11 protein-coding genes are annotated in these 17,701 nt (G+C 61.5%); 4 read left to right on the top strand and 7 right to left on the bottom strand.

Annotated elements, in window-relative coordinates:
• Positions 1-2 precede the first annotated feature (2 nt).
• The 3 genes from IZV00_RS14835 to IZV00_RS14825 all read right to left on the bottom strand — a co-directional run bounded on the left by IZV00_RS14835 (position 3) and on the right by IZV00_RS14825 (position 5,220).
• Positions 3-2,039 carry a M3 family metallopeptidase gene (locus tag IZV00_RS14835; RefSeq protein WP_196227197.1) on the bottom strand — a complete coding sequence of 679 codons (2,037 nt, stop codon included), beginning with the start codon at positions 2,037-2,039 and terminating at the stop codon, positions 3-5.
• Positions 2,040-2,429: 390 nt separating this feature from the next.
• Entirely contained in the window at positions 2,430-2,822 is a 393-nt protein-coding gene (locus IZV00_RS14830; RefSeq protein WP_196227196.1) for a VOC family protein, read from the bottom strand.
• A gap of 85 nt (positions 2,823-2,907) precedes the next feature.
• The gene (locus tag IZV00_RS14825; protein WP_196227195.1) at positions 2,908-5,220 is read right to left on the bottom strand and encodes a TonB-dependent receptor; all 2,313 of its coding nucleotides are present in this window, start codon (positions 5,218-5,220) and stop codon (positions 2,908-2,910) included.
• Positions 5,221-5,540: 320 nt separating this feature from the next.
• Between IZV00_RS14825 and IZV00_RS14820 the strand changes: the two genes are divergently transcribed.
• Together IZV00_RS14820 and IZV00_RS14815 are read left to right on the top strand one after the other, a co-directional pair.
• Entirely contained in the window at positions 5,541-6,962 is a 1,422-nt protein-coding gene (locus tag IZV00_RS14820; RefSeq protein ID WP_196227194.1) for an NAD-dependent epimerase/dehydratase family protein, read from the top strand.
• A gap of 27 nt (positions 6,963-6,989) precedes the next feature.
• A complete protein-coding gene (locus IZV00_RS14815; protein WP_196227193.1) occupies positions 6,990-7,898 on the top strand; it encodes an alpha/beta hydrolase in 909 nt (302 codons plus the stop codon).
• Between the two features lie 15 nt (positions 7,899-7,913).
• Here IZV00_RS14815 and IZV00_RS14810 read toward each other — a convergent pair whose 3' ends face one another.
• Genes IZV00_RS14810 through IZV00_RS14795 form a run of 4 tightly spaced genes read right to left on the bottom strand, consistent with a single transcriptional unit; the run spans position 7,914 to position 16,452 of the window.
• Positions 7,914-10,358 (bottom strand): alpha-L-rhamnosidase-related protein, encoded by a 2,445-nt coding sequence (locus tag IZV00_RS14810; RefSeq protein ID WP_196227192.1) that lies wholly within the window; start codon positions 10,356-10,358, stop codon positions 7,914-7,916.
• A complete protein-coding gene (locus IZV00_RS14805; protein WP_230463443.1) occupies positions 10,355-11,362 on the bottom strand; it encodes an alpha/beta hydrolase in 1,008 nt (335 codons plus the stop codon). The genes IZV00_RS14810 and IZV00_RS14805 overlap by 4 nt, the downstream gene beginning before the upstream one ends.
• A complete protein-coding gene (locus IZV00_RS14800; RefSeq protein WP_196227191.1) occupies positions 11,359-14,229 on the bottom strand; it encodes a glycosyl hydrolase in 2,871 nt (956 codons plus the stop codon). The genes IZV00_RS14805 and IZV00_RS14800 overlap by 4 nt, the downstream gene beginning before the upstream one ends.
• Positions 14,230-14,232: 3 nt before the next feature.
• Positions 14,233-16,452: a glycoside hydrolase family 3 C-terminal domain-containing protein gene (locus IZV00_RS14795; RefSeq protein WP_196227190.1), complete on the bottom strand. Its 2,220-nt coding sequence runs from the start codon at positions 16,450-16,452 to the stop codon at positions 14,233-14,235.
• A gap of 155 nt (positions 16,453-16,607) precedes the next feature.
• On the opposite strand from IZV00_RS14795, the gene IZV00_RS14790 reads away from it, so the two are divergent.
• Together IZV00_RS14790 and IZV00_RS14785 are read left to right on the top strand one after the other, a co-directional pair.
• Positions 16,608-17,258 (top strand): TetR/AcrR family transcriptional regulator, encoded by a 651-nt coding sequence (locus tag IZV00_RS14790; protein ID WP_196227189.1) that lies wholly within the window; start codon positions 16,608-16,610, stop codon positions 17,256-17,258.
• A 60-nt stretch (positions 17,259-17,318) separates the two neighbouring features.
• Positions 17,319-17,606 (top strand): hypothetical protein, encoded by a 288-nt coding sequence (locus IZV00_RS14785; protein WP_196227188.1) that lies wholly within the window; start codon positions 17,319-17,321, stop codon positions 17,604-17,606.
• Positions 17,607-17,701: the final 95 nt, after the last annotated feature.

The following is a 17,701-nucleotide window of genomic DNA, read 5'->3' as shown; positions in this document are numbered from 1 at the left end:
GTTTAGGCCGCCAGCCCGCGCGATCGAAGCAAGGCATCGACTTCTGGCGCGCGTCCGGCGAAAGCCCGGAAGTTGTCGGCTGCGGAACGGCTGGCGCCCGCCGCCAATATCTCGCGGCGGAAGGCAGTGGCGCCTCCCCCCGGCAGATCGGCATGAGAGAATATCTCGAAAGCGTCGGCCGACAGAAGTTCAGCCCAGAGGTAGGAATAATATCCCGCCGCATATCCGCCCGCGAAAATATGGCTGAACGCATGGGCAAAGCGATTCCATTCAGGCGGATGGACAACAGCCACCGCCGCGCGCACCTGTTCAAGCGTATGCATCACACGCGCCCCCTGCGCCGGATCATAGTCGCGATGCAGCAGCAGGTCGAAGGTCGCAAATTCGATCTGGCGCAACAACGCCAGCCCCGCCTGAAACTGCCGCGCGGCAAGCAGCCGGTCAAATAGAGGTTCAGGCAACGGCTCGCCCGTATCCACATGCCCGGACAGGCCGATCAGCGTGTCCTTTTCCCAAGCAAAATTCTCCATGAACTGGCTGGGCAGCTCGACCGCATCCCATTCGACGCCGGAAATGCCGCCGACCGACGGCAGATCGACCTCCGTCAGCAGATGGTGCAGCACATGGCCAAATTCATGAAACAACGTCACCACGTCATTATGCGTGACCAACGAGGGACGATCACCCGCAGGCGGCGCGAAGTTGGTGGTCAGATAGGCAATCGGCCGGTGGAAAGCATCGGCATCCCGGAACCGCGCCCGGCACACATCCATCCACGCCCCACCGCGCTTACCAGCCCGCGCGAACAGGTCGAGATAGACCCCCGCGACAATCTCGCCGCTCGCATCCAGCACATCATAGAAAAGGACATCAGGATGCCAGGTGGAAACAGCTTTCCGTTCGATCAGGCACACATCGAAAAGCCGCTCGATCAGCTTCTGCGTGCCCGCCAGGACACGAGGTAGCGGGAAATAGGCTTTCAGCGCTTCCTGATCGACCCCATGCAACGTCCGCCGCATCGCTTCGGCGATGTAGGACAGGTCCCACGGATAAAGTTCGTTCAAACCAAAATGCTCAGCGGCAAAGGCTCGCGCCTCCTCCAGTTCCTTCTCGCCGACCGGCCGAGCGCGCTTGGCGAGGTCAGCCAGAAAGGCCAGCGCCTCGTCCGCATCCGCCGCCATCTTGGTTTCGAGCGAGTGCGCGGCGGAATCGTTGAAGCCCAATATCTGCGCCGCTTCATGCCGCAGTGCCATGATCTGGTCGATCCGTTCGCTATTATCATGACTGCGGTCATCCGATTGATCAGACGCGCGCGTATTGTGGGCGCGATAAACCCGCTCCCGCAGTGCCCGATCGTCGGCATGCAGAAGGATCGCCAGCACGCTGGGCTGGCGCAGAGTGATCAACCAACCCGGCAGGCCCTTTTCCTGCGCATAGGCGGCAAGAATGGCCTTGTCGCTTTCCGGCACCCCGGCCAACGCCGCCTCGTCGGTCACATGCTCGCTCCACGCTTCCGTCGCGTCCAGCACGGCGTTCCCGAAACGCGTGCTAAGGTCGCTCAGCGCCACGCCAATATCGAGGAATCGCTGGCGGGCCTCGCCTTCCAGCGCCACGCCCGCCAGACGGAAGGCACGCAGCGCCAATTCGACGGCCCGCTTCTGCGCAGGACGCAAGTCAGCAAAATCGGGCCGGTCCGCCACGCGCGCGACCGCATCATGATGCGCCCGGTTCTGCCCCGCCTCCATCAGGTAAGCCGTCATCAAGGCCTGTGCCGAAGCATGGGCTTCTCGCAGTTCCGGCGTGTCGGCTACCCCCGCAAGATGGCCAATGGGCGACCATGTGCGCGACAGGAGAAAATCGGCCCGCTCCGCCGCCAAAATGACGCTGCCGAAGTCATCGGCTTGCGATGCCGTAATCTGCTCGATCGCAGCGCGGTGCTGGTCAATCGCTGCCTCTATGGCGGTAACCACATGTGCTGCCTCGATGGCGGCGAAATCGGGCAGGTCGGTATCGGCAAGAAGGGGGTTAAGCGAAGTCATGGCTACTCTTGGTTGAGGCAGCCCAAACGGGCTAGGAAGCCCCTTAATTGGGCCATGACACCCTGCTCTTCAAGCTCCTCTCGCTACCTCGCCCACACAATCTTAGTGAGCATCCGCCCCGTTGATCGCCAGGACCGACATGACAAGAGCCGTTGTCCCCAATGCGGAAAGCCGGGCGCACTGGCAGGAATGGAAACCACGCCCTGCCCAAAGGCTGTCGTTAAAGAGGGGCAATCCGCGCGACCAGAGTTGGATCATTAAGGGTGCCCTTCGGCGCTTCCTGATCTGCCCCACGCGGCGTCCGGCACCTCGCCTCAGCGACGTAGGGATCCCATGGAACGGGCGGATAGCTTATAAACTGACGGCGCGGCCATGTCCCGCGCCGCCTTTTTACCTGGCCAGCAATTCCACAACCTCGATCAGATGCCCCTCGGGATCGGTTACGAAGGCGACCTTCACACCATGAGCTTCCCTGACTTCAATCGGTTGGACAACCTTGCCGCCAGACTTTTGGACCCGCTGGACAAACGCCTCAAGGTCGCTCGTTTGAAATCCCAGGATCACCTCATCCTGTGCGGGGGCATCCCGATCCAGAAACTTGAACAAAACGAAGGTAGCGCCGCCTTCGCCCGTAGCATTGAACAGGATTTCATCGATCTGCCGATCGCCGACCGTATCCTGAATCCGGGCCATTTCAACTAGGCCCGCGACATCCTTGTAGAAGGCGGCGGTGCCCTCCAGGTCTTGCACCACAAGCTTCGTAAAACCAAAATGCGAGGTCATTCATCCTACTCCTGATTATATGGAAAGGGCCAGGGGATAACCTCCCCTGGCCCTCTGAAACGCTATCCTTACGACAGGATCAACATCAGAACCGGAACGTTCCGGTCAGGCCGAATTCGCGCGGATTGGTGACGTTCACCGTACGATAACCTGATTCATAAGGAACACCAATGGCCGTATTAATCTGGGCGGTGCCCAGGCTGATGTTGGTGATCCGCTTCTGGTTCAGCAAATTCTTCGCGAACGCGGTCAGCTCGAACCGATCGTCTTCCGTGCGGAAACCTGCAAACAGGTTCAGCAGGGTACGCGAACGATAGTCATAATCGACCTGATCTGCGTAGAAGCCCGGACGATAGTTGACGAGCGCCCGCACAAACGGGGTGAACTCACCCATCGGGAAACGGATTTCCGTATTGGCGGTGAGGGTGAAGTCAGGAGTCTGGGACAGACGACCGTTTGTCACGCAATAGCTGACATTGCCTGGGCCAGTTACAGCCGGTGCGCCGTTCTGATTGGGAACGCCAGTGCCTGCATAGTCATTGCAGGGCACCAGAGCATCTTTGTAGCGCGCACGAACATAGGATGCGCTGACGCCCAGGTCCCAATTATCCGTCACCCGCCCGTCGATGGACGCTTCGATACCCTTGATCTTGGCATCGCCATTATAGTTGAAATCGAAGCCGCCCGTCGGAGGATTGGCCGCCGCAGACTCATAGTAGATGCCCGTGAACCGGCTCAGATAATTTTCCAACGTCTGATAGAAGGCGGAAATAGTGAAGTTCGCGCGGTTGTCGAACAACTTACCCTTCAAACCTGCCTCGAAGGAGTCGGTCTTTTCTGCCTTGGTACGGATCAGATCCTCGCTCACGCCTACCGGTACAGCGACGCCAGTGCTGCCAGCACGGTAGGAGTGACCATAGGCAAAATATGCGTTGAGGCGCGGATTGAACTCATAGGAGACCGTAACGCCGCCCGTGAGAGGCTTGTCCGTGAAGCGCTGCAGGTTCGCCGGCACGCCTTCGATCGGAGGGCCGGCCGGGAAGGCGGGAGATGTCACGAAGATGTCGGTCGTCTGAACATTCTTGATGATCGAATAACGAAGACCGCCTTCAATCGAGAAGCCATTGGAACGATATCTCAGATTGCCGTTGAATGACCAAGTTTGCGTATCCACCGGAGTGAAGACTTCCGTATTGATCGGCAAGAAGAGTCCAGCCGCAATCGGGGTGGGAGCGAAAAACGCGTCTGCCCGCTGGTTGGTCACAACGGTGCCAGTCTGCTTGGTGTAGAATGCACCAACGCCCCAGCCGAAGCCTTCCTTGTTGTTGGAGGCAAGGCGCAGTTCGGCCGAATCCACCTTGTAGGGCGAATTGACAGTCGATGCGTACACATAATCAGGGATGGCGTTGCCCGCGTCGAGGTCGCGTTCAGCCTTCAGCCTGCTGTACTGGTGAGCGCCGACGAACGACAGGGTGGCCGGGCCTAGATCATAATCGAAGGCCAGATTGACGATGTGGCTCTCATTCTGGTTGCGGAATCGGCCATCCGAGACGGCAGCATAATCAGACTCTGAAAGCGCGGGGCCAGACGCATTGACGCCGTCCGGCACGTTGCCAGCACCGACAACCTGCTGGGGCTGGATATTGTCCGCAAACAGATACTGGTAGCTCAGATAAGCGGTGAAGTCGCTGCTCGGACGCCAGCCCAGCGTGACGCGCGCGCTTTCGGTGCGACTGCGGGCACGCTCGCCAGTAGTGATGTTGCGGACGTTGTTGAGACGATTGCCATCGACCAGGCCAGCGACGCGGATCGCGAGCGTGTCATTGAAGGGCAGCGAAACACCAGCCTGGACGTTGTAACCGGCGCGCGACGTTGCGGTCGCCTGCGCATAGCCTTCGATTTCGTCGAAGTTCGGACGGCGCGTCGCGATGGTGATGGAACCGGCCGGTGCAGACAGGCCGCGCAGCAGGCCCTGCGGACCACGCAGCACTTCAATCTGCTGGATGTCATAGAGCGCCGTATAAACGGTCTGCGCATCCGTCGGAATTTCGTTATAATAGACCTGAACCGCCGGGCTGGTGCCCTGGTCGGGATCAAAGGTCACGCCACGCAGGGTGGTCGTGTTGTTGCGGCCGGTGGTGTTGGTCAGCTCAAGGCCCGGCGCGAGCTGCTGCACGTCCTTTGCGTCGAAGATGTTGAACTTCTGAAGCTGTTCGCCGGTCGCGACGTTCACGGCCATCGGCACCGACTGAAGCGAACGCGCTTCACGAGTCGCTGTTACGACGATTTCGTTGGTGGCGCTGTCATCGTTGCTGACACCTTCCTGCGCCCAAGCAGCAACAGGGACAATCAGTGCCGCACCGCACAACAATGCAGAAATTCCGGTAACCTTCTTCATGACATCCTTTCCGAGAAGCCCGGACTTGGCCCGAGCGATGTGGAGCCCGCTAACGGCCGTAGGGCTTCATCGCAATCCGGAGACTCATCACCTTGCCGATTTTCGCACGACACCGTGTTTTATGAGCAACACATAACCAATTCATTCGTAGCGAATGCGAGCGGGACATCCGCATATATATGAATGAATGTTCATCTGATCGCATTTTTCGTTGATCGACGGGTAATCGCTATCGATGTCTCGACGGTTCCGCTCAAACTACATTCTTGTTATTGGCACGCCAAAGTGCGATTATGGGCCCATAATTTAGGGGACGCATCATGACCGACAGCCGCAAGACAATTTTCCTGACCGGGGCCACCGGCAATATGGGCCGGGAGACGGTAAAGCGCATTGCGGAAAAGGCGGACACACTGCGTCTGCGAATATTGGTAAGGCCAGAGGAAAAGTCGCACCCCGTCGTGAAGGATGTCCAGCGCCGTGGCCTGGCCGAGGTGATATGGGGCGACCTCACCGACCCCGCTTCGATCCGCAAGGGGGTTGAGGGCGCCCATGTCGTGCTTCATGTCGGCGCTCTGGTATCGCCGCTTGCGGACCGCCTTCCGGCCGAGCTTGTGACCCGCGTCAACGTCGGCGGCGCGCAGAATATCGTCGATGCGATCCACGCGGTGGGCGACCCCAAGCAGACACGGCTCATCTATATCGGCACCATCGCCGAAACCGGCAGCCGCAATGCACCTGTGCATTGGGGGCGGACGGGCGATCCGATCAAGATCAGCGCCTATGACCACTATGCCGTCACCAAGACTCAGGCCGAAGCGATTGTCGCTCAGAGCGGCATCACTCACTGGGCATCGGTGCGCCAAAGCGGCATGGCGCATTTCGAAATGTGGAAGATTTTCGATCCGATCATGTTCCACAATCCGCTCAATGGCGTGTTCGAATGGTCTACCGCCAATGACAGCGGCCGCTTGATGGCGGCACTGTGCGGCGACGATGTGCCGGACGCATTCTGGCGCAATTTCTACAATCTGGGCGGCGGCGCGTCATCGCGCGTAGTGAATCATGAGTTCATGGAAAAATCCATGCCCAACTACCGCAAGGTGTTGAAACCGCACTGGTTTGCCACCCGCAATTTCCACGGCCAATGGTATGCCGACTCCGACCGGCTCGAAGCCTTGGTGCCCTTCCGTGAACAATCGCTCGATGAGTATTTCCGCGAAGCCCCACGGCATATGCCATGGATCGGACGCCTGGTGCCCAAGCTGATGCCCGGTGTCGTGTCAAAACAGATCGAAAAGCTGGCCAACGGGCCGGACGGCAGCCTCAACTGGTTCGCCACCAATAATGAAGCCAAGATCCGCGCCTATTTCGGATCACGTGCGGCGTGGGAAGCCATTCCCCGCAATTGGGACGACTTCCACTTCGCCCAGCCTTCGCGGGAACCGACCCTGCTCGATCATGGCTATGACGAAAGCCGTTCGCCGGAAGACTGGCGGATCGATGATTTGAAGGCAGCGGCGGAATATCGCGGCGGCAAATATCTTGGCAACTCTTTCGATGGCCCGGACATACCCGTGGAATGGCAGTCCGCTGTGGGCCATCGTTTCACTATGACGCCACGCCTATACCTCCAGGGCGGTCATTGGTGCCCCGTCACCATGATCGATACCGCCGCCTATGAAGCGGAAGCGGCGCGCAATCCCTTCTTCGCGCAGGTATGGGGCGACGCTGCCGGTTAAGCCGGAGAAGATATAGGGAGAGCTGGAATGAAAACGACGCTCGTTTGCCTGGCTGCCGCATGGATTTTAGGGACCACGGCGGCGGCTGCGCAACTGCCCGCCCCGTCGGAATTGCAGCAGGCGATCCCTCTTGGCACCGGCCCCGTGCCCGGCGGCAACGGACCTGAAATCTGGTTCGGTAAGTCCGGCAACATGAGCGTCCGTAATACCAGCGAAGCCGCCTTGCTGCCCGTCCTCCCCGACCCGGCAAAAGCGACCGGCACCGCCATGGTCATTGCGCCGGGCGGCGGCTTCATGACGCTTTCCTGGGATCATGAGGGGATGGAGGTCGCTCGCCTGCTGGCCGATCAGGGCATCGCCGCCTTCGTGCTCAAATACCGGTTGGACCCGACCCCGCGCGACTGGCCAGCTTTCGGCAAGATGATGCAGGGCAGAATGACCGACTGGGTCGGCAAGCCCGGTGGAGGTCTGCGCATCGTCACGCCCCCTTATGCGATCGCCGATGGGATCGCGGCGCTGAAGCTCGTCCGCGCGCGTGCGGCGCAATGGCATGTCGATCCGGCCAAGGTCGGCATGATCGGCTTTTCTGCCGGAGCGCGAACGACGATCCGTGTGACCATCGATGCGTCACCTGCTGACCGTCCTGCCTTCTCCGTCTTGCTCTATCCCCCGATGGAAAAGGTGGACGTACCCACCGACGCGCCGCCCGCCTTCGTGGCGATGGCGACCGACGATCCGCTGTCAGGGCGCGCGGGCTATGGGCTCATCGAAAGCTGGATCGCTGCTCGCCGCCCGATCGAGTTCCACGCCTATCAACGTGGCGGTCATGGTTTCGGCCTGGGTTACAAAGGCACGACGACGCAGGGTTGGACCGAAGCGTTGTTCCGCTGGATCGACCTCAACGGCTTCGGGGCAAAGGAAGCCCCGAAGCGCTGAGTCCGCTGCCCCGTCCTAGCGCACCGGCACCTTCAGCTTGGTGGTGACGCGCGTCAGCGGATAGCGCTTGCCATTCCATAGGAAATCGCCCGGCAACCCTGTCGGCCGGGTGATCTCGGCATTCAAGGTGCTTCCCGAAATTCGGTAGCGGACGCTGACCGGCCCCTGAGGCGTGGCAGCGGTTGCGGACAGGCTCTTGAGCGATCCCAACGCGGGCTCAACCTTCAGCCGCGCATAGCCCGGCGCATCAGGCCCAATCCCGGCCACGATACCCAGCAGGTCTGCGCTCGGGTGCGCACTCCATGCATGGCTGTCCGATCGTGTCGATTGGCCCTTGCCCCCCTGCCCCGCGTCGTCGCGCTCTTCCGGCCAGGTCGTATAGTGCATTGCCAGCAGATCACGCCACGTCTTGAGCATGTCGAGATAACGGTCGCTCTTCCCCGCATGGACCAGCGCCTGCGCCAGATACCAGGAAAAATAATAGCTGACGCTGGTGATCCCTTCCGGTGCGTCTATCCCTTTGCCCGGCACCATTATCCGGTCGATGATGGCTCCGGCCTCGTCGCGGTTCGCAACATCATAAAGGATCGCCAGAGCATTCATATGCTGGCTGAATCGGTCGCCATCAGGATTATCGGCATAAAGACCGCGCGCCGGAACCCAGCAGCGGTTGCGGATTGCCGCCTTCACCGTCTCGGCACGCGCGGCATAACGCTGCGCCTGGCTGGCATCGCCAAAGGCTGCCTCGATCGCTGCCCCCTGCTGGAGAGCGCCGAGCCAGCTGACACTCATCAGGCAGCTTTCATCGGTCTTGCCATAGGAAGGAAAGATGGTCCGATCGGTCGCGGGCTGGCCGACCCAGTCGATGAAGTTCCATTGCGGATTCTTACCCAACAGGCCGCTGGGGCGGCGGTAGGTTTCGAACCAGTCCAGAACCCGGCGCATGCGCGGTATGTTACGGACGATAGGCGCGGGATCGGGCTGCCGCAATCGCCAGTCATCCAGCATGCCAACCCACATCAGCGCGAAGGGCGCGATCACATTATTGCCGCGCGTCGGCCAGGCGCCTTCCATCAACCCGCCATCAACATCGGATGCAGCGAAGGCATCGATCGCCTGCTCGGCCAGACGGGGGTCACCCGATACGGCATAGGAAATCAGCATCTGAAGGCGCGTGTCGCCCGCATATTGCAGCTGTTCCCAATAGGCTGTGTCCATATAGGTTTCATGCGCATCGACCCGCGCCGTGCGCCAACCTATATCGAAAATCCGAGCAAGTTCAGGATCATCGCTTTGGAACTTACCGACTTGTTGGAACGGATAGCCGGTCTCGTAGGCTCTTAGCCCCTCCAGCACCAACGGTTGATCCTTGGTCTCAACCGTAATTTCGGCATAGCGCCAGGTCCGCCACCATAGCGGGGCAAAACTGCGCTTTTCCCCATCCGCGATAAAGCTGTCCCATATGCCGATCGGCTTGCGATCCTCGATCAGGTTTCGGTCGCCCTTGCGGCCCTGCGCATCGTATAGCGCCTCGGTCCACAGCAGCTTGATCGCCGCCCCCTTGCCGCCGGACACGTCCAACTGAGGATAGGCCGACACCATCGCATCGCGCTGAATAAGCAAGGTCGCCTTGCTGTTGGCCGGGATTATCACCGCCCGTGCGGGAAAGGCCATGGCGGCAGGCAGGTCAGTCCGCACCACCTTGCCCGCTGCCACAGGCGTATAGGATTGCTGCGGCAGCCGGTCGGCCACCAGCGTCCGCGTCGCCGCATCGGGAGCGGGAACCGCGTCCTGCCAGCCCTCGCCCTTCTCCTGCGGCCCGGCGGTATCGAAATCAGCCTTCGCCGCATCGATCTTCTCAGGGTTGCCCGCGACATAATACCATCGCTTCACCTGCCCCCAGCCATTGGCGAAGCCACGACCCTGGTCGCGCTTCACCCGCCACCCCTGCCGGTCAGTGGAAAGCTCCGCTGCCTCGCCTTCGCCGATCAGGCGAAACCCGGTCGCGACGCTCTGTTGGAACAGCGGCGCAGTGTTGGTGAACAGCGAACTGCCCTGAGCCGCCGAAATCTGCGCGGGCGTGGCATTGGCGGGCAGCTTCAGGGGCTGCACCCCGTTCCACACCGTCGCCGCGATGACGTTGACGCCTCGCTTCATATAGGGCGCTAGGTCGATGCTCTCCTCGCGCCAGTGGGCGATGTCGCCCGTCGAAGGCCCTGCCGCCACGCGCGCACCATTCACAAACAATATGAAACGGTTATCTGCCGTTACTTGCACCTTATAAGAGCGTGGTTTGTCCGGCAGGTCGAGCGTGCGGCGGAAATGCAGGACGATCGGGCGCACCGCTGGCCCCGCCTCCGCATGACTGATCCAGCCCTCAGCACCACCCGTTTGAGCGATAGCGGCGGGCGCAGCACCCAACATCAGCGAAGCAGCCAACAATGTGCGCATCCTCATCATTTCTTCTCCGGGGAAAGGGCACGGGCCAACGCTGCATCGAGCGCGGCATTGAATTGCTGGGATATGGCCGCGCGCGGCACGATCAGCTGGAACCCGTGGAAAGCGCCCGGTATCACCAGCAATTCGGTAGGGACATCCGCATCGATCAGGCGGCGGGCAAACTCCACATCCTCGTTCACGAACAGGTCGATGGACCCGACCCCGATAAAGGTCGGTGGAAGTCCTTTGAGGTTCTTCACCCGCGCAGGCACCGCGCCTTCTGGCTGGGTGGCAGCGCCAGGCCGTCGCCCCAGCAGCGCCTGCCAGCCCTTCCGGTTCGACTCTGCCGTCCAGATCAGCTGGCCGATATGCGGCGGCACTGGACGCGAAGAGCCCGTCCGATCGTCCAGCATGGGGTAGATAAGCGCCTGAAACGCGACTGGCACCTCGCCCCTGTCACGCGCCGCAATCGTCAGCATGGCAGCCAAGCCGCCACCCGCGCTTTCACCCATGACGACAATCCGCCCCGGATCGACGCCCAGCGCGGCGGCATTGCCGTGCAGCCATTTCAAACCCGCATAGGCATCTTCCAGAGGTCCGGGGAAACGCGTCTCCGGCGCCAACCGATATTGCACCGATACGATCACGCAGTTCAGCCGCTCGGCCAGGCTTTTGAGCGCGGGCAGATTTTCCCGCGCATCACCGCCGATGAAACCACCGCCATGGACAAAGAAGATGGCGCCCCGCGGCGCCCCCTGCTCGGCACCAGCGTTCACGACATAGACCGGCACCGCCGGATGTCCGCGCGATCCGGGTGCCTGCCGCTCCTCGACCCCTGCGGGCAGTGGGCCGGGCTTGGCGGGCTTGTACGTCACCCCGCTGCGCTGCGCCTGCATGATGCCGCGCGCGACCGGCCGCAACTCCGGATTAACCGACTTCAATCCTGCTTCTGGAGAAGTTACGACCGGCGCCGCTGCAATCAGCAGGCAGGATGCGATCGCGGCTGCGAAACGCCGCCCTTTCACCGTTGCGCCTCCAGTTTCGCTGGCCCCACCCATCCGGCCGGAACCGGCTTCAACTTCTTGTAGATCGTATCCTTGGGATCGATCATCGCATTCTGGGGTACGTTGGCGACAGCAACGCTGATGTCATTCTTGCCCGCCCGAACCAGCTTCGTCACATCGACGCGGAACGGTGCGCTGAACAGGGTGGGCAAACTTTGCCCGTTGACCGTCACCGTGGCGACGTCATGCACTTCGCCCAGATCCAGCATCACGCTTGTTCCTTTGGTCAACCAGCCCGCATCGACATTGATCGTGCGCCTGTAGGTTCCCGTTCCTGCAAAGCGCGCCAGTTCAGGCACCTGCTGCCAATCCTTCAGGCTGATAGAGGCGAAATCCTGGCTGTAGGGCTTGCGCTGGACACGACCGGCCGCCTGAAGCCGCCATCCATCCATGGGCAGCGTCATGCTGGCCACAGTCGCCGGTGCCGGAACGGTGACCGCCTGCGTCGTGGGATCAAGCATCAGGAGCGCGCTTTCCCCCGCCGCCAGGCTGATCGGCACGTCCGTCCCCTGCCCAGCGACGCGCGCCGACACAGGCGCAACCGTGCCGTCCATCGCATTCCACCGCGTCACGCCCCCCACTTCGGGCAGCGTCAGCGTCACCTGCCGTGCGGCGTCTCCCCTGTTGTACACAAAGGTCGCGGTACGGCCCTCAATCTTCCGCTGAACGAAGTAAAGATCGGCAGCGTCACCAGAAAAGCGCAGATTGGCCGGAACCGCCGCTGCCCGCAGAGCATCGGTCACACCAGCGGCGGGAACGATTTTCGCTCCGGATTTCAGCGCGGCGGCGACTGCCTTCTTCACCCTCGCATCGCGCTGGCGAGCCTGGGCCAGCCCTTCATCCCGGCTCGGCGCTCGATCGGTGAATAACACCGGCAATCCCGCCTTGGCAAAACGCGCGATCGCCTCGGCTGTTTCTGCCTGAATGCCATCGATCGGCGGCAACACCAGCACCGGGTAGCGCTGGCCACCCTGCGAAACGAGCTGTTTCCCTTCGATCCGGGCATGAGCGATCGAGTCCGGGTTGATCCGGTCGAAATCATATCCGCCCGCCAGGAACGCCTTTTCCGCTTCCTGCTTGCCCGCGCCGTCATCCTCGATGCCGACATAATAGCCGTAGCGGCCATAGAAATAGGCGACCGGAACCGCCGCCTCACCTGCCTGCATCACCGCCTGCAATCGGCCGATATAGCCCGCCAAAGACTTCATCGCGGGCCAGATCGGATTGGTCTCGTTCAACATGCTGGAAAAGCCCCCGGCAAAGGGGCTGGGCTGGAACGCGTGCCAGCCGGGCCAATCGTCTGCATGTAAACGGTAGTTATAGCCGTGCAGGATCATGGAGTTGACGCCACCAGCCATGAAAGAATCGACACGTCGGCGCATCTCTTCGGGCGTCACATTATAGGGACGGTCTTTCCACGCGAGGCTTTCGCCAGACACGATTGCGCGCCCGTAGAGATGCGCGCCCGACCGCGCCATGCGCATGAACAGCGGATCGCCCGCGCCCGGCAAATCCTCGGTCTCCGGTATGTCGGCCAGACCATATCCCCGGATCGTATCGAAAGCGCCGCCATGCGCCTGGAACTTCGCCTTCAGGCCATGCGCATGATTCCATGCCACGAAAGGCTGGATGAACCCCTCGATCATCATGTCTGAAACCGTGCGGCGATAGTCGGCGCGAACCCGTTCCGCCACATCGCTGTTCGCCGTGTCGAAATAGGGCGGCGACCAATGCTCGTTCCACGCCTGCATCCAACCGGGCTGGACAACGAAGGGCAGATAGGGCGTCAGATCATAGCCGCGCCGCTTCCTGAACTGTTGCAGCAATTCAGGTCCCCACTGAATATCCTGCATCAATTCCAGGCTGTCCACGAACGTCGATCGGATTCCGACCGGGTCATTCCCCAACGGATCACCGACGCGCGCCGCATGCGCTGCAAAGGCTTGCGGGTTCATATGATCCAGTATCAGCTGCGGCCCCTGCCCGGCCGCGCCCAATACACCGACGTCGGACGCATATTGGCGGAACACGAAGATTTGCCAATCGCCGGGCGGTGGGGTCCAGTCGAGCGTGCCATCATCGCGCAACTTGCTGGTCAGGACGACGCTTGATGAAGGATCGAGCGTACCAGCAGTCACCACGTCCCGCCACGGCGTCAATGTCATGCCCATCGCGCCGGGCGCGGACGGCTGAAGCACGGGCGCATTGCCCTTGACCGCAACGACCGCGACAGTGCGCGCCCGGCCCTCCATCCGCTTGCCCCAGTCGGCGACCTTCGGGTCCTTGACGCGCGCATCGAACATGCTGAGCGCGCCCAGCCGCCTTGTGCGCTTTGGGATATTGAGCTTGATTGGGCCGACCTCGCCGCCCTTGACCTGGGTGCTGGCCATGGCGAGTTCGGTGAACGCCAGTTCCGGCGTGATGGCAAAACCGCCGCCGGACGGCCAGGACGAACCCAGCGTATAGTCCAGCGTCAGGCCCAACGCCTTCGCCGCCTCCCCCGCAGCGCGGACATGGGCGAAGAAGGACGGCTCGGCATATTGATCGACGCGGGCCTTCTCATCCGGCGTAAGCGTCACGAAATTGGGCGTGAAAGACTGAATCTCCGCACCGGCAAATCCGGTGTCCGCCATCAGCTTCAGCTCACGCTGCAATTCCTGATCCGTCACCGCATCGCCCGGCCACCACCAACGCAGCCGGGGCCGGGCATCGACGGGCGGACTCTGGAAATGATCGTCCAGCGGGCCTGCAAAGGCCGGAGTCTCGACAAGCGCGAACATGGCTGTTGCGGCCAGTAGGCAGTTCTTGATCAAACGCTTCGCCGCCATGGCTCAGGGCCTCCGCATCATACGGTTCAGCCGCGCCGTGCCGGTCAGCACCGGATCAGCGGCGGATGTGCCCACCTCTACCTTGACGTCACCCGCTGGCACCACCCAACGCTGCGCCTTTGCATCAAAGTCCGCGAGCACGCGCATGTCCGCCGTAACCGTGACTTCCTTGCTTTCGCCGGGCTTGAGATTGGGCTTCGCCCATCCGATCAACCGCTTGGCCTTGCCCGGCCGGGTGACGTAGACCTGCGGCACGTCCGCACCCTCCCGCTGGCCGCTATTCACCACGGTGAAGCGGACAGACAGCGCCTTTCCGCCCGTGACCTTCAGCCCTTCATAGCGGAACTGGGTGTAGCTAAGACCGTAGCCGAAGGGATAAAGCGGCTTCAGCCCCTTCTTGTCGAACCAGCGATAACCGGCGTCCGATCCTTCCGGATAGACGATGTCGAACGGCTTCAAACCCGCTTGAAGACCATAGACGGCGCGCGTTTCCTTATCCGCAGGCGGCGCGTCGGAACCGGGAAGCACTGGATTGGGCAACTGATCCACCGAGGCCGGGAAGGTCACGGGCAGGTGGCCGGACGGGTTGACCTTTCCGGTCAGAACCCGCGCAATCGCAGCGCCGCCACGCTGACCACCATACCAGGCGGAAAGAATCGCGGGGACCTTGGCCTGCCAGGGCATCAGGACGGGGTTGCCGGTTTCCAGTACTACAATCGTCTTTCCGTTCGCGCTTGCCACCGCGTCGATCAGTTCGTCCTGACCCTCGCCCAGCGACAGGTCCTTGTGGTCGACCGCCTCGGTCGCGTACTTCTCCGCGAAAACGACAACGATGTCGGCCGACTTCGCTGCCTGAACAGCGGCTGGCACATCCTTGCCGTCCAGATAGCTGACGGCCGCATTCGGAAACTCGGCCCGCAGCGCGTCGAGCGGCGCCGTACCCCCATAGCCGCGACGGGCAAAGCCAGCAGCGGGGCCGCTTTCCGCGCCCTTGGAAACGCGCTTCAGCCCGCCCACGGGATTGACCTGGCTCGAACCGCCGCCGCTCGGCACGCCAACATCGGCGTTGCCTCCGACCACCAGGATCGTCTTCGCCGAAGCGGCCAGCGGCAGGATGCCGCCCTCATTGCGCAGCAGGACGATCCCCTGTTCCGCCGCACGCTGCGCGATGTCGCCGTTGGCATCATAGTCGATCGACTGACCCGGCTGTAGCGGCTTGTCGGCCACTCCATGAGCGTAGATGGCGTAGAGCACGCGTCCGGCGGCCTTGTCGACCGCCGACTGCGGCACCTTCCCCGCCTTGACCGCTTCAACCATCAGGTCGGAAAAATAGCGCTTGCCGTCGATCTGCTCGCCTGATTGCTGATCAAGGCCTGCGATGATGGCCTCGGTAGAATGCACCGCGCCCCAATCCGACATCACATAACCCTTGAAGCCCCAATCGCGCCGCAGCACGTCGTTCAGCAGAAAAGGATTCTCGCAGGCGTATTTTCCATCGACGCGGTTATAGCCGCACATCACGGACCCCGGCTTGCCGCGTTCCATGCCGATCTGGAAAGCCAGCAGATCGCTCTCGCGCATCGCCTGCTCATCCATGTTCACCGATGCGATGTTGCGACCGGTTTCCTGATTGTTGAGCGCGAAATGCTTGATCGTGCCGATGATGCCATTGGACTGCACGCCGCTGATCTGGCTGCCGACCAGTTCCCCAGCCAACAGCGGATCTTCACCCAGATATTCGAAATTGCGGCCAGCGCGCGGGTCACGCACCAGATTGACGCCGCCCACCAGCATCACGTTGAAACCCTTGGCCCGCGCCTCCGCACCAATCATTGCACCGCCCGCATGGGCGATTTCCGGGTCCCATGTGGACGCAAGCGAAAGCCCTGAGGGCAGTGCCGTCGCCACATCGCCCTTGCGCATTTCCATCAGGTTGGACACGCCAAGGCTAGCGTCGCTTTCCACCAGCATAGGAACGCCAAGGCGCTCCACTCCCTCGATATATCCCGCACTGAGGGGTATTCCCTGCGGCCGCTTCGACGCAGGCACGAGGCCCGTCATGGGTCCGTGGATGAGCCGGATCTTCTCTTCACCCGTCATTTTCGTCAGGGTCTCGGCCGCTCTGCGCTCAGGCGACTTCTGGGTATCGCGGGCATATCCCGCGACCGGCGTCAGCATCGTCCCTGCGGCGGCAAGCAACAGGATGGATGAGGAATTCTTCATGATGTGCAGCCTCTCCGCTGGGGGGACATTTTCCGATTGTCGGCAGTTTACATTCTTACGTTCCAGAACCACGCGCGTCAATATTCGATCGGTGTCGTTCGATTTATTTCAGAAGGCCATTGCTTCCGCTCATGGCTTGAGTCAGAGATGTGGTCATGCCAGCCACAAAGACCGAGAAAGCATTCACCCCAAAACGCGGCCGACCCGACGCGAAACAGGTCGCCGCGATCGATCGCGCTATCCTGGCGACCGCCACCCAGATGTTCCTGGAACTGGGTTATGACGGCGTGGCGATGGAGAATATCGCTGCGGCCACCGGCGTTTCCAAGGGCACGCTCTATGCCCGCTATCCATCAAAGGAAGCGTTGTTCACGACCGTCATCCATGATCGCGTCAAACAATGGTCGCTGATATCGGCCAGACAGGATCATCGGCTGACCGATGACATTGCCGAACGCCTCCACCATCACGCGCAAATGATTGCGCGGTCGCTGCTTCAGCAGGAAGTGCACGCGTTCCAGCTCCTGACGCTCGCCAATCGCGAACGCTTCCCCGAACTCGCCCGCGCTATGTATGAAGCAGGCTATCTCTACATCGTGCGCCTCATCAGCGACGACATCAGCCAGGCAGCCGCGCGCGACGGCATTCCTGCCCGTGATCCTTCCGCAATCGCTCGACAGCTTGTCGCCGCCATCACCGGGTGGGAATTGCAGGAAAGCAGCGCGGGTCCCATCGTCGAAGCCGAACTGTTGGCCGCCGCCCGGAAAACCGTCGATCTTTTGATGGCCGCCCGCGAAAGCTGGTGACTTGAATTTAGCACGTTGTCGTGCGATATAGGAAAAATCACAAACGGAGGATCCTGTTCCATGCGCTTTTTGATTCTTGCTGCCGCTGCTCTGTCGCTCGCCACTCCGGCGCTGGCGGAAACTGCCGCTCCCGCCAAGTACAACTCGACCGACACCGAACTGGGTGTCCTGCTCGACAACCCCGCTGCCAAGGCGATCGTTGAGAAGCACATCCCCGGCATGACCACCAATGATCAGATTGACATGGCCCGCGCCATGACCCTGAAGGCGGTCCAGCAATATTCGCCCGACGATGTCACCGACGCCCGCCTGGCGGCGATCGACGCCGATCTGGCCAAGCTGCCCTAAGGGTAAAAAGCTCAGGCTTTATTGAGGGAAAGGGGCGCGCAAGCGCCCTTTTCTATTGGGCTCCTGCCACACCTCCGCAAAAAGAAAGGGCCGGT

The sequence above is a fragment of the Sphingobium sp. Cam5-1 genome (assembly GCF_015693305.1).
Classification (GTDB): Bacteria; Pseudomonadota; Alphaproteobacteria; order Sphingomonadales; family Sphingomonadaceae; genus Sphingobium.
The sequence above is the reverse complement of the archived record's forward strand: the minus strand, read 5'-3'. Positions and strand labels throughout refer to the sequence as shown.

Excerpts from the sequence above, each read along its gene's own strand:
- IZV00_RS14830 (WP_196227196.1), bottom strand. The coding sequence starts at position 2,822 with ATGACCTCGCATTTTGGTTTTACGAAGCTTGTGGTGCAAGACCTGGAG.
- IZV00_RS14825 (WP_196227195.1), bottom strand. The coding sequence starts at position 5,220 with ATGAAGAAGGTTACCGGAATTTCTGCATTGTTGTGCGGTGCGGCACTG.
- IZV00_RS14820 (WP_196227194.1), top strand. The coding sequence starts at position 5,541 with ATGACCGACAGCCGCAAGACAATTTTCCTGACCGGGGCCACCGGCAAT.
- IZV00_RS14785 (WP_196227188.1), top strand. The coding sequence starts at position 17,319 with ATGCGCTTTTTGATTCTTGCTGCCGCTGCTCTGTCGCTCGCCACTCCG.
- IZV00_RS14810 (WP_196227192.1), bottom strand. The coding sequence starts at position 10,358 with ATGATGAGGATGCGCACATTGTTGGCTGCTTCGCTGATGTTGGGTGCT.
- IZV00_RS14835 (WP_196227197.1), bottom strand. The coding sequence starts at position 2,039 with ATGACTTCGCTTAACCCCCTTCTTGCCGATACCGACCTGCCCGATTTC.
- IZV00_RS14795 (WP_196227190.1), bottom strand. The coding sequence starts at position 16,452 with ATGAAGAATTCCTCATCCATCCTGTTGCTTGCCGCCGCAGGGACGATG.
- IZV00_RS14790 (WP_196227189.1), top strand. The coding sequence starts at position 16,608 with ATGCCAGCCACAAAGACCGAGAAAGCATTCACCCCAAAACGCGGCCGA.
- IZV00_RS14815 (WP_196227193.1), top strand. The coding sequence starts at position 6,990 with ATGAAAACGACGCTCGTTTGCCTGGCTGCCGCATGGATTTTAGGGACC.
- IZV00_RS14800 (WP_196227191.1), bottom strand. The coding sequence starts at position 14,229 with ATGGCGGCGAAGCGTTTGATCAAGAACTGCCTACTGGCCGCAACAGCC.